The sequence below is a fragment of the Methanoculleus sp. 10 genome (genome assembly GCF_913757945.1).
GTDB lineage: Archaea > Halobacteriota > Methanomicrobia > Methanomicrobiales > Methanoculleaceae > Methanoculleus.
On record NZ_CAJYDP010000014.1, the window covers coordinates 18,539 to 31,121 of the forward strand.

The following is a 12,583-nucleotide window of genomic DNA, read 5'->3' on the forward strand; positions in this document are numbered from 1 at the left end:
TCCAAAATTGAGGTTTGTTTTACAAACTACTGCAGGAGATTGGGATCATTTTCCCTAATTATCCCCAATCATACCTTCTCAGAAGGGGATGGGGCGAGCACCCACTTCGCGCCCCTCGTCTTCCCGACGGTCACAATCGTCCCCTCCTTTCGCATCTCCTTCAGGAGGGACTTGATGAACTCGCGCTTTTGCTTCTCGTTCAAAGCATCGGAAACTTTGTCCAGCAACAGACCTTCGATCTCCGGCCACCGTGCCTCATGATATGTTTGCAGGTACGCCACCACCATATCCTTGAAGTAAGCCCTGTCAAATGATCGCTTTCGGATATAGTCAGCCCGCGTATCAGTCTCAGCGGCGACACTCGCTGACACATATAGATTCGGAGATCGCCCCTCGATGAGTTTCTTCTCGCGCAGAGCGTCTCGCTCCTCTCTAGTTACCGGCCGGCCCTTCTGTACCTTATCGAGGGTGATCACGTCCATCAATGTAAGATCCTTGCGCTCGATCAGCATCCGAGTATACCTCTCATCGATCACCCGGCCGGGAATCGTGACCCGCACTACGCCTTCTTCGTCGAGATCATAGTCAGGCATCGGAAAGTTGCGGTCCCGCTGTATTCTAAACATCCGCTTGATCCCGCTGCCGATGGTGTCGATCATGTTTAACTCCACCATCGCATTGGCAAGGAAGGGATTTCGATACCGATCCGGAGGTGTATCGCGCTCGATCACACTCCGGACTGTTCCCGGAATAAAATTGCCGCGATTGGTAAACATCAGGGAGCCAGGTCTCTCCGTCACCGTGATGCGGGCCGACTGCAAGTAGTCTTGGTGGGCGATACAGTTGTGCAACGCCTCACGGATCACCCATGGATCATATTGCGTCACCTCAAGAGGAAACAGCGTCTCCCCTGAAATATAGCGGACGGTGAGGTTTCTAATCCTGCTAAAAACTCTGTCAACAGCGAGAATCAGCGGCAACCCAAAATGGGCGTAGTCGATCTCCACCTCGTCCTCATTCCTGAGAACCCAGGTGATATGTGCAATTGCAGGTACAAGAAGATGGGTGGCCTCACTCTTCCCCAGGAGAATGATTGCGGCATTCGTGATCCGGCCCTGACTGCAGACTTTTGCCCTGGCAAGGAATGAAGCGTTGTCCCACTCGTCAACCTCGCCTGCAAGGTGCTGGTGCTTCTTCTTATATTCTTCCCGCGCAAAGGCGATCGCCTCAGGATCGAGGTCCGCATGCGTTGCCCCCTCACAGACCTTCGCCGACCAGTCGTCCAGAGGGGCCTGCCGGCGTATCTCTTCGATCTCGTGGAGGGCAAGAGGTCCGAGAGACTCGTGGATACGACCATAAACAACACCATTCCATGTAGTCGGGATACCACGCGTCGCTGCAGGAATCTCAAACAGCACCACCCGCTTCCCATCTGTCTTGCGTTCATAGATGCCGGCAAACGTCATCTGGTGATTCGTATGCTGTGCGATCTGCTCTTTGAGACGGTCGAGGCCAGGAGGCGTCAGGCGATAATTTGAGCCGACAATCTTTCGGGGCGATCTGTCGGTGATGCCGAAGATCAGCCAGCCTGCCGGTTTCCCATACAGGTTGGCTTCATTGCTCAGTGCCGAGAAATATCTGCCCAGGTCGTCGAAATCAAAGTTGATCTTTGCCTCTTTGAACTCGATCCACTCGGTTTCGGCCGGAAGATCAATCATCTCTCGCAATATGACGTTCAAATCCTCAGACATTGCCCTCTCCTCCCGGTCACCCTGTTTGCATAAATGATTGAGCCGGTTTCTCATTAAGCCTCTTCCTTGCCTCCTGCACGCTCGCAGGCACTGTCGGACTTTTGCCCAGGCACGAAGGGTAAGCCCCCTCACGTGCGGAGGAGACGAACCGGCCGTGGGAGTCGGACTTACGATGCCCCGTGTAGGCATGGCCTTGAATTGGAGAGAGAATAAGCCAGAGATCAGACATAGCGTTGGCACGGACTATTGCCCGGACCAGAACTCCCCCTTCCGCCACATCCCCGGCCTCTTCGACGCCACAGACGGGGAGCAGGCCGCCCTCCTCGCCCTCGTCCGGGAGGCGAAAACCCTCCTCGATGGCCGGTTCCACCCGGACGGCTACAACGTCGGCGTGAACGTCGGCGCGGCCGCCGGGCAGACGGTGATGCACCTGCACGTCCACGTCATCCCCCGCTACGCCGGGGACGTGGAAGACCCCCGGGGCGGGGTGCGGGGGGCGATCCCGGAGAAGAGGCGGTATTGAAAGGGCTGATCGGGATATCAGGAACACAAGAGATATCGCAATCCCCGGCCGTGATGTATACAGGGTAGTAGCACAGTACGCCCGGGGTTCCGGATCAGCGGATATGGGCGGAGAAAAAGTATGAAAGTGAGAGACTGCATAAAGATGATCGAAGCGGATGGATGGTACCTGGTGGCGACCCGGGGCAGTCACCGGCAGTATAAGCATCCGTCAAAACCCGGCCGGATCACCATCGCCGGGCATCCGGCAGACGAACTTGCTCCGGGAACGCTGAACAGCGTTCTCAAACAGGCAGGACTTAAAATGAGGGATGAATGATGTATCGATTTCTTGTCATCGTCGAGCAGATCGACGGCAATTACTCGGCATACTCCCCGGACCTTCCGGGGTGCGTGGCCACCGGAACGACCCGTGAGGAAGCCGAAGAGCGGATGCACGAGGCGATCGAGCTCCACATCGAGGGGCTCCAGGAGGACGGGTTCCCGGTCCCCCGCTCGCGGTCTTCAGCCATCTACATAGCGGTCAATCGAGGGTAACCTCCCACCGCGCCGCGACGGACGCGGAGCAGGCCGCCCTCCTCGCCCTCGTCCGGGAGGCGAAACACCTCCTCGGCGGCCGGTCCCGTCCCGACGGTCACAATCGTCCCCTCCTTACACGAGCGGCCCATGAGCAACCTTTTTCCCGATCACCTCCAACAGATCATCATTTACCAGTCCGGCGCCGGAGAACGGGCGGGAGCTGCGAGAGCGTAGGGAAGAGTTCACGGTCGAGGAAGTCATCGGCTACCAGATGGAGATCGTCCGGGCAAGCGGCGTCGAGGAAGACCGGGGCCTCGAGGGCCGGTTCCTCAATCCCGGAAACCTCGACTTCGTCATCACCTTGAGTAACGGCATGCCCGACCCGTTTGAGAGAGCCGCGTTCGTCCTCCACGGCCTTGTGACGGGGCATCCGTTTGTCCAGGGGAATAAGCGGATTGCGTTTCTGCTCGCGGCCCTCATCCTGCTCCGGACCCCGGAACGGTACGTCATTGTAAGCCCGGACGAGGAGAACAACAGAGTTGTACGGGACATTGCCGAAGGCAAAACAACACGGGAGGATGTCCGTGCCTGGCTGCACCCGGTCGCAAAAATCAGGCGGTGATTATTCCGCCAGGAGGTCGAGGGTCTTTTTGTGCCGCTTGATGAGCATCCTGAAGTCTTCCTGCCTTGAGCGGCAGGACGGTCCCTCACGGGCCTGCGGTACAATACCGGACGGGCCGGCGGGGCCGCGAACGGTCGAATCCTGCGGAGGGTGGGGACTGTACGAAGACCCGGGATCCGCAACATCTTCCCTGCCGGTTGATCTCCGGTCTCTCGAGTTCATCTTCCACTCCTCCTGTATCGATGGCTTTCCAGCGGTGTAAACATCGTCCTCCACGCTCATTCATGCTCGGTCCGGCATGCACAGGGCACGCACACCCACGTAACGGGGCCACAGCGGGGCGTCGCGGCCCCCCCTCACCACCATATTTATCGGCTCTCCCATCCCTTATTCATCAGGTGAAACCGCCATGGCTGATGTTACCATCACGGTCCCCCGGGAGATCGTCCAGGCGCTTCGGCTTCCTCCCGATACCGTTGCCGCCGAACTGCAGCGGGAGCTTGCGGTGGCGCTCTACCAGCGGGGCATCCTCTCTTCCGGGAAGGCGGCGGCGCTTGCGAGGATGAACCGGTGGGAGTGGGAGGAACTGCTTGGAGCACGGAAGATCCCCCGGCATTATGCCGACGAGGACCTCGACCGGGACATCGCCTATGCCGCTCGCGGTCACTAACTCTTCGCCGCTCATCCATCTCTCGCTGATCGGCCGCATCGACCTGCTCCGTCGCTTTTCATCGGTATGTATTCCTCCTGCAGTCTGGCGGGAGGTCGTGGAGCAGGGCGGCAGCCGGCCGGGGGCAACCGGGATCCGGGAGGCCCGCGAGTCCGGATGGCTGCGCGTGGTCGAGCCCTCCGATAGAGCCCTGGTGCGCCTGCTCGAACAGGAACTCCACGCCGGCGAAGCGGAGAGCATTGCCCTTGCCATCGAGATCCAGCCTGACGTGCTCCTCCTTGATGAGGCCGAGGGACGCCGTGTAGCAGGAATCTACGACCTTCCGGTAACCGGCATCATCGGCCTCTTAATCCAGGCGAAGCGTGAAGGGCAGGTTTCCTCACTTGCAGAGGAGATGAACCGGTTGCGGGAGCGGGGGAATTTCTGGATCCACGATGCTCTCTACAGGCGCGTCCTTGACGTGGAGAAAGAAGATTGAAGGATACCCGCACCAGGTCCGGAACAGGATTACGCCGGACAACCTGACTGATGAACGAGGGAACGCTCAGTTCACCCCTGCTCCCCCGGGACAATCTTCATCATCTCCTCGCCCCCGGGTACGATCGGGAGTGGAGCAGAACCCGTATGGCAGACCTGGTGCACCGGGGGGAAAAGAGCATCTTCGTCACCCGGCTCGAAGAAGTGCTCCCGCTGCTCCGTGAGTGGTTCGGCGTGGCAAAGATCGGCATCTTCGGATCGACCGCCCGGGGCGAAGACCGGCCGGGGAGCGGCGTCGATGTGCTGGTCGAGTTTGCACCGGGGCAGACGACGTTCCGGAACTTCATGGAGCTCGCGTTCTACCTCGAGGATCTCTTTTGCCGCCGGGTGGACCTCGTCACCGAACAGGGACTCAGCCAGTACCTCCGGCCGTATGTCGAAGAGGAGGTCATCTGGTGTGAAGCGTGACGACCTCTTCCTCCGGCACATCATCGATGAGACCGTATTCCTTCGCGAAATGTGCAGAGGATTGACGTAGATCCGGTGCGACGGCATGCCGTCATCCGCGCAATCGAGATCATCGGAGAGGCAACGAAGAACATCTCCGGGCCCCTGAAAGAACAACACCCGGAGACCCCCTGGCGGTTGATTGCCGGTTCCCGGGATAAGCTCATTCATGCTTACTTTGAGGTCGACTGGAGGATTGTCTGGAACATCCTCAAAAACGAGGTCCCTGCCCTGGAGCGGGGAGTGCGGGCCATTCTCCCGGAATTCGATGCTCCGGCAGAGGAAGCGGAATAATTGCTCCGGGAACGCTGAACAGCGTTCTCAAACAGGCAGGACTTAAAATGAGGGATGAACAATGTATCGATTTCTTGTCATCGTCGAGCAGACCGACGGCAATTACCCGGCATACTCCCCGGCTCTTCCGGGGTGCGTGGCCGCCGGAACGACCCGTGAGGAAGCCGAAGAGCGGATGCACGAGGCGATCGAGCTCCACATCGAGGGGCTCCAGGAGGACGGGTTCCCGGTTCCTCGCTCGCGGCCTTCAGCCATCTATATAGCGGTCAATCGAGGGTAACCTCCCTCCGGCGCCGCGACGGATGAGGAGCAGGCCGCCCTCCTCGCCCTCGTCCGGGAAGCGAAACATCTCCTCGGCGGCCGGTTCCGTCCCGACGGCTGCAACGTCGGCGCGGCCGCAGACGGTGATGCCCACGCCGTCCCGGGGACACAGAGAACCCCCGGGGGCGATCCCGGAGAAGAGGGGGTGCGGCGGCCGCCGGGAGGATCATAGGGCGGGAGAAGACCCCCGGGACCGGGAGAGGGCACCCCCCGCCCGGAGGGAAGGCGTCCTCAGGATACACCCGCTCGCCAGGCCTCCCCTGCCCGCCCGATACTCCCAACCACTTCGTCGACAGGCGAGGTAACGTTCTCCGGCATACCGCGCCCGGGGTACCCGGTCTCAAGCGACTGCAGGATGTAGATCTCCCTCTGCATCTGGTTGTTTGCACCCGTCAGCCCCGCGTTCTTGATCAGCACGAGGCCGCTCTCCTTATCGACGACGTACCTGATATCAAAACTCGTCCCGAGGTTTGCATAGTAGTACACCTGTGCGTTCCACACCATGCCGGCAAGTTCCAGCGGGCCTTCAAGGACCATGAACTCCGGGCTGAAGGCGGGGTTGTCGAGGTCGACCCAGAACGGCACGAGCCCCATGCCCGGGTCCCCCGGCTGGTACGACCACGAACCCGTGTACAGGATACCCCCGTCGATGCCGCTCACCACCACCGAGTCGCCGGAATAGCCGCCCGCAGCGTCCCCGGCGGTGATCGTATCGGTCAGGTACCCGAACACCCCCGTCCCCTCGTAGTGCACCCACCGGTCCATCGGGTCGTCGGGATCGATGGCGTAGTAGGGGGTCAGCGCGGCCTGGTACGTCACCTTCGTCCCGGGCTGCACCCAGGCAGGCGGGGCCATGGCGGAGACCTGGCACACCATCAGCAGCAGGCAGCAGCCTGCCAGCAGTCTCATCGATACTCTCATATACGCGACCTCGACCGGGCTTATTGGCATCCCGATATATCAGGTTTTTGCAGGTCCCCGGCGGGAGGAGGAAAGGATTTCCGCGGGCGGCGGGAGCGCCCACACTCCCGGTGAGGCCTCACGGCCGGCCGCGGGTGATGGCTGTAGCCGCAACACTCCGGCTCTCACGAAACCCCCCTGCACCGTCGCGACGGTCCTATCCCGGATACCCGGGGCCACGCGGTGAGGCTGCCCTTCGGGTTGTTGAGGAGCCCCGCCGCCGCGGCCTCAGGCAGCCGGCCGAATGCCTCGCCGGTGGGCGCAAAGACCGGGCCGGCAGACGCCCTCCCGGTCCCCCGGACGAAGGCCGGGGAGTTCCCGCCGCGAGACCAGGCACGCGCTACCTGCACCCCCGCGCCTACCCGGCCCCCGGAGCGCTCTGCTTCCAGAGCGCCAGGGTCGAGACCACGTGGCGGACCGGGTCGTAGACCCTGACGGTATGGCTCCCGGTATCGACGATGTACCAGAGCCCCCCGAAGTTGACCAGGCCGCCGGGCTCGTTGAACGTCGCGTCCCCCGACAGCCCGTCCCGGTCGCCGCGGTCCCCGCTCCCGGCCCTGGTGAGGACCCAGCCGGTCCCCGGGTTGAACTCCTTGATCTTGTGGTTGCCGGTGTCGGCGATGTAGACCAGCCCCTGGTGATAGGCCACGCCTGCAGGGTGGTGGAGGCGCGCCATCCCGGCGATGGTGTCAAGGTCGCCGAAGTCCACGAGCGAGTGCCCGATCCATGTCTCGACCATCCCCCGCTTTATCCGGCGGACGGCCGATGCGCCGGTGTCGGCCACGTAGAGCGCCTCGCCGTCGGTGGTGATCCCGGACGGCCAGGCGAAGGCGGCCTCCCCGAGCGGGCCGTCCACCAGGGCCTCCCGGCCCGACCCGGCGTACGGCTCCGCCTCGTGGGTGGCAAGATCCATCCGCCAGACCTGGTTCGCCCCGGCCATCGCGATGTAGAGGTAGCTCCCGAGCAGCACAAGGTCCCGCGGCGTGTTCAGCGCCGCACCGGTACCCGGGGCCCGGAGCCCGGTCCCCGCGACCGTCGCGACCACCCGGTCGGGCCAGGATATCCGCCGGACCGTGTGGTTCCCGGCATCCGCAACGTAGAGGATGCCGGCCGCTTCGTCGAAGGCAAGCCCCTCCGGCAGGTAGAACGCGGCCTCATGGAAAGGTCCGTCCGCGTTCCCGGGAGCCCCGGACCCGATCGTCTCGAGGATCCGCCCGTCCTCGCCGGCGACGACGATCCGGTGGTGGCCGGTGTCGCTGATGAACAACCGCATCCCCGCGTGGTCCGCCGCGATCTTGTTCGGGTAGTAGAGGGCGCCTTCCCGCGCCGCCTCGACGGCGCCCCCCGTCTGCAGCGGCTCTGTTTCAAGGAGGCCGCGCTCGCCAAACTCCTCTGTGATCCGGCCGATCTTCGGGCTGAGCCGCCCGTAGAGCCCCTCGCCCGATGCCGTCCCGACGATCTTCCCCTCCGGGTCGATGAGGACGAACGTCGGCCAGTCCCGGACCCCGAAGGCCTGCCAGAGCCGGTGGCCGTGGTCGACGGCGACCGGGTGGCCCACCCCGGCACGGCGGATCGCCTCAGGAATGTTCCCGGTGACCGTGGCGGATTCGAACCCGGGCGAATGGACCCCGATGATCACGAGGTCCGGGTGCTCCTCCTGGAGGTGCCGGATCTCCGCCGCAAGACGCATGCAGTTTGCGCAGGCAAACGTCCGAAACGAGAGCAGCACGATCCTGCCCGCGAGGTCGGCGAGAGAGAGGGGGCGGTCGGTGTTGAACCAGAGAAGACCCGGGGGGAGATCAGGCGCAGCCGTCGGTTTCATGCGGCACCCTCTGATGCTGCAGGGTTATGAAGGTTGGCCCGCCCCCTCATGCCGGCGGCACCGCGTGCGCCGCCAGCGGTTTTGCGAGCATCTCTTCGCAGAACGCGATCGCCTCTGCGACCCTGCTCTTCTGGTAGACCACGGGTTTGATGCGGGGTCTCGCCGGGAGGCTCTCGATCGCCGAAAAGACCTCCCGCCAGGGGATCGTGTCGGCCGCCGACGGCGGCATGAGGTTGTTGTGGATGTGGAAGGCCTGCAGGGCCGCGGGCGGGACCCGGTGAAGCGATCCCGGGAACTCCCCTTTTGCAGCGGCGCGGAGGTGCCAGGGGTCGAGGGCTATCCCGGCAAGACTGGCGATCTCCGGGTGGCGTTCCCTGAGCGTCTCCCAGAACGCCTGCATCTGGCTCGCCGTGGATATGCCCTGGTCCGTGTGGTTCTCAAGCAGCACCAGGGGCTCCACGCCGAAGGCGTTCCAGTGGGCGACGATCAGGGTGTGCATCGCCGTGACGATATCGGCATGGGTGTTCTTCCGGCTGCCGGGATGAATCTCGATGATGTCCGGGGGGATCCCGAGATGGTCCTCGATATCGAGGAGCATATCCCCAAACGCGGCCAGCCACTCCCGGTCGCGCCACCGCAGGTCCACCTGCACCTGCCGCCCGTGCTGGTCTCTCCGGGGGATGGCCGGCTCGGTGTGCAGGATGTACGCGAGGGAGCCCGGAACGGCCGTCTCCCGCTCGTAGAGGAGCTCGACGGACGACCTTTTGAGGATGGAGCCGATATCCTGCCCGGTCCGCTCCACCTCGGTCCTGTTCTTGATGAAGTCGGCGGGGATCTCGACGTACGTGCACCCGAGCGGCTCGGCGAGGTGCCAGCGTTCGAGCAGCCCGCCCCGCTGCGCCACTTCGGTGACGTTTGGATAGATGTAGTCTGCGCCTGGCATCGTGATCGGGCTACACCATGGCGGGAGGGGTACAAAAATGTTGGGGGCGGGGTGGTCCCGTCCACGTGCTGGTCTATGCCGGGCCTGCGGCGGAAGACGGCAGGCCGCGCAGCCGCCGGAAAAGCGGATCGGCCGAAGCTACCTACGGCTCTCGAGGACCTGAGGGCAGGCGAAGAGGATCGATACGGGCGCATGGATGTAGGTGCAGCAGGCGCACCCAGGATTGTAATGCATGCACGAGGCGCAGCCCCACTGCTCCGCCCTCTCCTTGCTTCGTCGTCCCGGTCCTTCTGCCGGGACCCCCCGTCCGGCGTGTGCGCCCCGATCCGGTGCTCCCGCAGCACCCTTCAGCGGGTTAACGTCGTCAGGTAAATTCATACATCCTGTTGAAGAGTAGATATTAATTGCCTGATATTTATTGCGCCGGCGAACCTTCAGCGAACCGATGAACCTGCAGAAGGCCGGCATCCTGCACACACGGGTGAGAGGTTCCCCCTGCCGGGAGGAGGGGCGCAGGTATCCTCCGGGCGATCGAGACCCGGGAGACGAGGTTACTCCGGGGGTGCCCACAGTGCTCTGGAATCGGCTTTATAGTACTGAAACAGCCGTTCACCCCAGGCGACTGCCGCCGCGTCGGTGCTGATGAGATCCAGAGCGGCGTTGTACATGCCGCGCCTGTACAGGCCTAACGAGAGGTAGCCGTCAGTCACCGTCATCCCGAAGCGGACCGGCTGGGGGGAGACGTATATGCCAAAATTGGCACGCCCTTTCAGGGACTCGAGCATGGTGCTGTACGGCTCTGCGGCGAGCCCGGAGATGAGTTCCCGGGAGATGACGAGTTCGATCTGCTTGCCGTCCATAGCCGCCTCACGGAGCGCGTCTGCAAGGAGCGGGCTCATGATCGACGACACGCCGCGGATCCGGGATGCTTTCCGGGTTATGGTCAAAAAGGCCGTATACACGGCGTGGATATCCTCTTCAGCATCCTTTACCACCTTCGCGTTGTACAGGTGCCCTATCTCTCTCAAGAATTCGGGGGGTATGCTCTCGATATCATGCCCGGCCCAGAACTCGCGGTGGCGCTCCATCACGCCCATCAGCGTCACCAGCCGTTCGACCTCCGGTTCGACGAGCCTGCCGATAGGGGTGAGCGCATACCCGTCACGGGCCTGTTCAACGTAATGCAGGGCCTCAAGCTGCCGGAGCTTCGGGATGAGCGCCTGCGACGAACTCCCCGTGATATCACGAAGGGTTGAGAGGGATCTGCTCCCGCTCCCGAGGGCGACCAGCACCTGCGTCATCAGTCTTGACCGGAAGATCGCCTGAAGGTCGTCGTGGGACTCGTTGTAGATCTCAAGAGGGGATGTTGCGGTCATCTCTTACGGTAAGAGGTGCCGGTCGGCGCATATCACCCTTTCCATTTCTGCGTGTCTCTCCGCCCCGGTCGGCGCCCGGGGCGGGATTGTGGACCCCGCCGATCTCGCGGGCGGTATAGCGCTCACGATCGGTCTTCGCGCCCGCAACCTCAGCACACTCTTATAGCCGGGCGTCCGATACCTGTAGAGAAGCATGTCACCTGCACCTCTGAGACTACTGCTCTGTATTGCCCTCTGTGGCTGCATCATCGCCGCCGGCTGTTCCATCCCCGGCGGGCAGCAGCCCGAGATCGTCTCCGGGCTCTCCGGGGACCTTGTCGTCCACTTCATCGACGTCGGGCAGGGTGATTCGATCCTCCTCCAGTTCCGCGATAAGACCATGCTCATCGATGCTGGCGAACGCGGGATGGGGGAGCGCGTCGTCGCGTACCTTGAGAGCCAGGGCGTAAAGCAGATCGATGTGGTGGTGGCGACCCATGCACACTCCGATCACATCGGGGGCCTTGCCACGGTCATCTCCGCCTTCCCGGTCGGCCGGTTCGTCGATGCCGGGCAGGCCCACCCCTCCGCGACCTACGAGAACCTGCTCGCCCTGGTCGAGGAGCGGGGGATACCGTATACAGCGGCGGAGCGCGGGCAGGCGATCGCCCTCGACCCCGACCTTGAGGTCCTGGTCTTCAACCCGGCCGTGCAGCCCATTGGGGACATCAACGAGGACTCGGTCGTCCTGAAGGCGACGTACGGGGATATCTCCTACCTCTTCACGGGCGATGCCGGGAAACCGGCGGAGGAGAGCATGGCGGCGGCCGGGCTCGACCTCGACGCCGACGTCCTGAAGGTCGGCCACCACGCGAGCCGGTACGCATCCTCCGCCGCGTTCCTCTCCGCGGTCAGCCCCGCGATCAGCGTCATCTTCGTCGGCGAGGGGAACGACTACGGCCACCCCCACGAGGAGGTGCTCGAACGCCTCAGGGCCGCCGGGTCGAGGGTCTACCGGACCGACCTTGACGGAACCGTCGTCGTCGCGACCGACGGCAGGACGCTCGCCGTTACGGCCGGCGGAGCCCCGGCCGCCACCGTGACCCCCGCGGCAGCAACCCCGGCAATGACCCCGACAATGACGGCAACGACCCCGGCAACGACTGCCCCCTCCCCCGGCGTCTCCATCACCGGTCTGGACCTCCGGGACGAAGTGGTCACCGTCACGAATGCCGGGGCGGCCGCGGTCAACCTCACCGGCTGGACGATCACCGACGAGGGGGCGCGCAACACCTACACCTTCCCGGTCTTCGCCCTTGACGCGGGCGCCGGCGTCACCGTCCACTCCGGCGCGGGCAACGAGACCGCCGCCGACCTCTACTGGGGCCGGGAGTCCCCGGTCTGGAACAACGACGGCGATACCGCCACCCTCGCGGACGCGAACGGCACAACCGTCAGCATCCTGGAGGGGTGACGATGCAGGACGAGTCGACCTTCCGGGTGAGCCTCGACCGCGTGGAAGAGGGGCTTGCCGTCCTCCTCCTCCGCGAGGAGGAGTCGGTTCGTTTCACGCTCCCCTGCTCCCTCCTTCCCGCGGACGCCCGGGAAGGTGATATCCTCGAGTTGACGGTCCGCCGGGACGTCGCGGCGACGGAAGAGGCGCGAAGGCGGGTGGCGGAGCGGATCGCGCGGCTGCGGTCGCGGGGCTGACACCCGCGGCGTCCCGGCAATCCGGGCGACCGCAGTTCACTGGGCGGGGTCCGGCCCGTTCTTTCATGTTTTTGCGCGGGACCGCACCCCACCCGGAACCCCGATCCTTG

The 12,583-nt window shown here is 63.6% G+C and carries 17 protein-coding genes; 11 read left to right on the forward strand and 6 right to left on the reverse strand.

Annotated elements, in window-relative coordinates; all coding sequences use genetic code 11:
* Positions 1-68: 68 nt before the first annotated feature.
* On the reverse strand, positions 69-1,751 hold the full coding sequence (locus tag QZ408_RS14425) for an RNA-binding domain-containing protein (RefSeq protein ID WP_292492666.1): 1,683 nt from the start codon (positions 1,749-1,751) through the stop codon (positions 69-71).
* A 154-nt stretch (positions 1,752-1,905) separates the two neighbouring features.
* Between QZ408_RS14425 and QZ408_RS14430 the strand changes: the two genes are divergently transcribed.
* The 9 genes from QZ408_RS14430 (at position 1,906) to QZ408_RS14470 (ending at position 5,642) form a co-directional block, all read left to right on the forward strand.
* Positions 1,906-2,274, forward strand: a complete 369-nt coding sequence (locus tag QZ408_RS14430) for an HIT family protein (protein ID WP_292492668.1) — start codon at positions 1,906-1,908, stop codon at positions 2,272-2,274.
* A 120-nt stretch (positions 2,275-2,394) separates the two neighbouring features.
* A complete protein-coding gene (locus tag QZ408_RS14435) occupies positions 2,395-2,592 on the forward strand; it encodes a type II toxin-antitoxin system HicA family toxin (RefSeq protein WP_292492671.1) in 198 nt (65 codons plus the stop codon).
* Positions 2,592-2,810: a type II toxin-antitoxin system HicB family antitoxin gene (locus QZ408_RS14440; RefSeq protein ID WP_292492706.1), complete on the forward strand. Its 219-nt coding sequence runs from the start codon at positions 2,592-2,594 to the stop codon at positions 2,808-2,810. The genes QZ408_RS14435 and QZ408_RS14440 overlap by 1 nt, the downstream gene beginning before the upstream one ends.
* Positions 2,811-3,063: 253 nt before the next feature.
* Positions 3,064-3,414, forward strand: coding sequence for a type II toxin-antitoxin system death-on-curing family toxin (locus QZ408_RS14445; protein WP_292492674.1), 351 nt, complete (start codon positions 3,064-3,066; stop codon positions 3,412-3,414).
* A 409-nt stretch (positions 3,415-3,823) separates the two neighbouring features.
* Positions 3,824-4,084: a UPF0175 family protein gene (locus tag QZ408_RS14450; protein WP_292492677.1), complete on the forward strand. Its 261-nt coding sequence runs from the start codon at positions 3,824-3,826 to the stop codon at positions 4,082-4,084.
* On the forward strand, positions 4,032-4,562 hold the full coding sequence (locus QZ408_RS14455) for a DUF3368 domain-containing protein (protein ID WP_292492680.1): 531 nt from the start codon (positions 4,032-4,034) through the stop codon (positions 4,560-4,562). Before QZ408_RS14450 ends, QZ408_RS14455 begins: the two co-directional genes overlap by 53 nt.
* A 146-nt stretch (positions 4,563-4,708) precedes the next feature.
* The gene (locus tag QZ408_RS14460; RefSeq protein WP_292492683.1) at positions 4,709-5,029 is read left to right on the forward strand and encodes a nucleotidyltransferase family protein; all 321 of its coding nucleotides are present in this window, start codon (positions 4,709-4,711) and stop codon (positions 5,027-5,029) included.
* 75 nt (positions 5,030-5,104) lie between these two features.
* Positions 5,105-5,362 (forward strand): HepT-like ribonuclease domain-containing protein, encoded by a 258-nt coding sequence (locus QZ408_RS14465; protein ID WP_292492685.1) that lies wholly within the window; start codon positions 5,105-5,107, stop codon positions 5,360-5,362.
* A gap of 61 nt (positions 5,363-5,423) precedes the next feature.
* The gene (locus QZ408_RS14470) at positions 5,424-5,642 is read left to right on the forward strand and encodes a type II toxin-antitoxin system HicB family antitoxin (protein ID WP_292492687.1); all 219 of its coding nucleotides are present in this window, start codon (positions 5,424-5,426) and stop codon (positions 5,640-5,642) included.
* A 272-nt stretch (positions 5,643-5,914) separates the two neighbouring features.
* On the opposite strand, the gene QZ408_RS14475 is transcribed toward QZ408_RS14470, so the two are convergent.
* The 5 genes from QZ408_RS14475 to QZ408_RS14495 form a co-directional block, all read right to left on the reverse strand.
* On the reverse strand, positions 5,915-6,634 hold the full coding sequence (locus QZ408_RS14475; protein ID WP_292492690.1) for a hypothetical protein: 720 nt from the start codon (positions 6,632-6,634) through the stop codon (positions 5,915-5,917).
* A gap of 134 nt (positions 6,635-6,768) precedes the next feature.
* Positions 6,769-6,993 (reverse strand): hypothetical protein, encoded by a 225-nt coding sequence (locus QZ408_RS14480; RefSeq protein WP_292492692.1) that lies wholly within the window; start codon positions 6,991-6,993, stop codon positions 6,769-6,771.
* Between the two features lie 8 nt (positions 6,994-7,001).
* Positions 7,002-8,465 carry a thioredoxin-like domain-containing protein gene (locus QZ408_RS14485; RefSeq protein ID WP_292492694.1) on the reverse strand — a complete coding sequence of 488 codons (1,464 nt, stop codon included), beginning with the start codon at positions 8,463-8,465 and terminating at the stop codon, positions 7,002-7,004.
* A 46-nt stretch (positions 8,466-8,511) separates the two neighbouring features.
* Entirely contained in the window at positions 8,512-9,408 is an 897-nt protein-coding gene (locus QZ408_RS14490; protein WP_292492697.1) for a hypothetical protein, read from the reverse strand.
* Positions 9,409-9,959: 551 nt separating this feature from the next.
* Entirely contained in the window at positions 9,960-10,784 is an 825-nt protein-coding gene (locus tag QZ408_RS14495; RefSeq protein ID WP_292492699.1) for a transcriptional regulator FilR1 domain-containing protein, read from the reverse strand.
* A 193-nt stretch (positions 10,785-10,977) separates the two neighbouring features.
* Here QZ408_RS14495 and QZ408_RS14500 point away from each other — a divergent pair, with 193 nt between their 5' ends.
* Positions 10,978-12,237: an MBL fold metallo-hydrolase gene (locus QZ408_RS14500; RefSeq protein ID WP_292492701.1), complete on the forward strand. Its 1,260-nt coding sequence runs from the start codon at positions 10,978-10,980 to the stop codon at positions 12,235-12,237.
* 2 nt (positions 12,238-12,239) lie between these two features.
* Entirely contained in the window at positions 12,240-12,473 is a 234-nt protein-coding gene (locus tag QZ408_RS14505; RefSeq protein WP_292492704.1) for a DUF3006 domain-containing protein, read from the forward strand.
* Positions 12,474-12,583 lie beyond the last annotated feature (110 nt).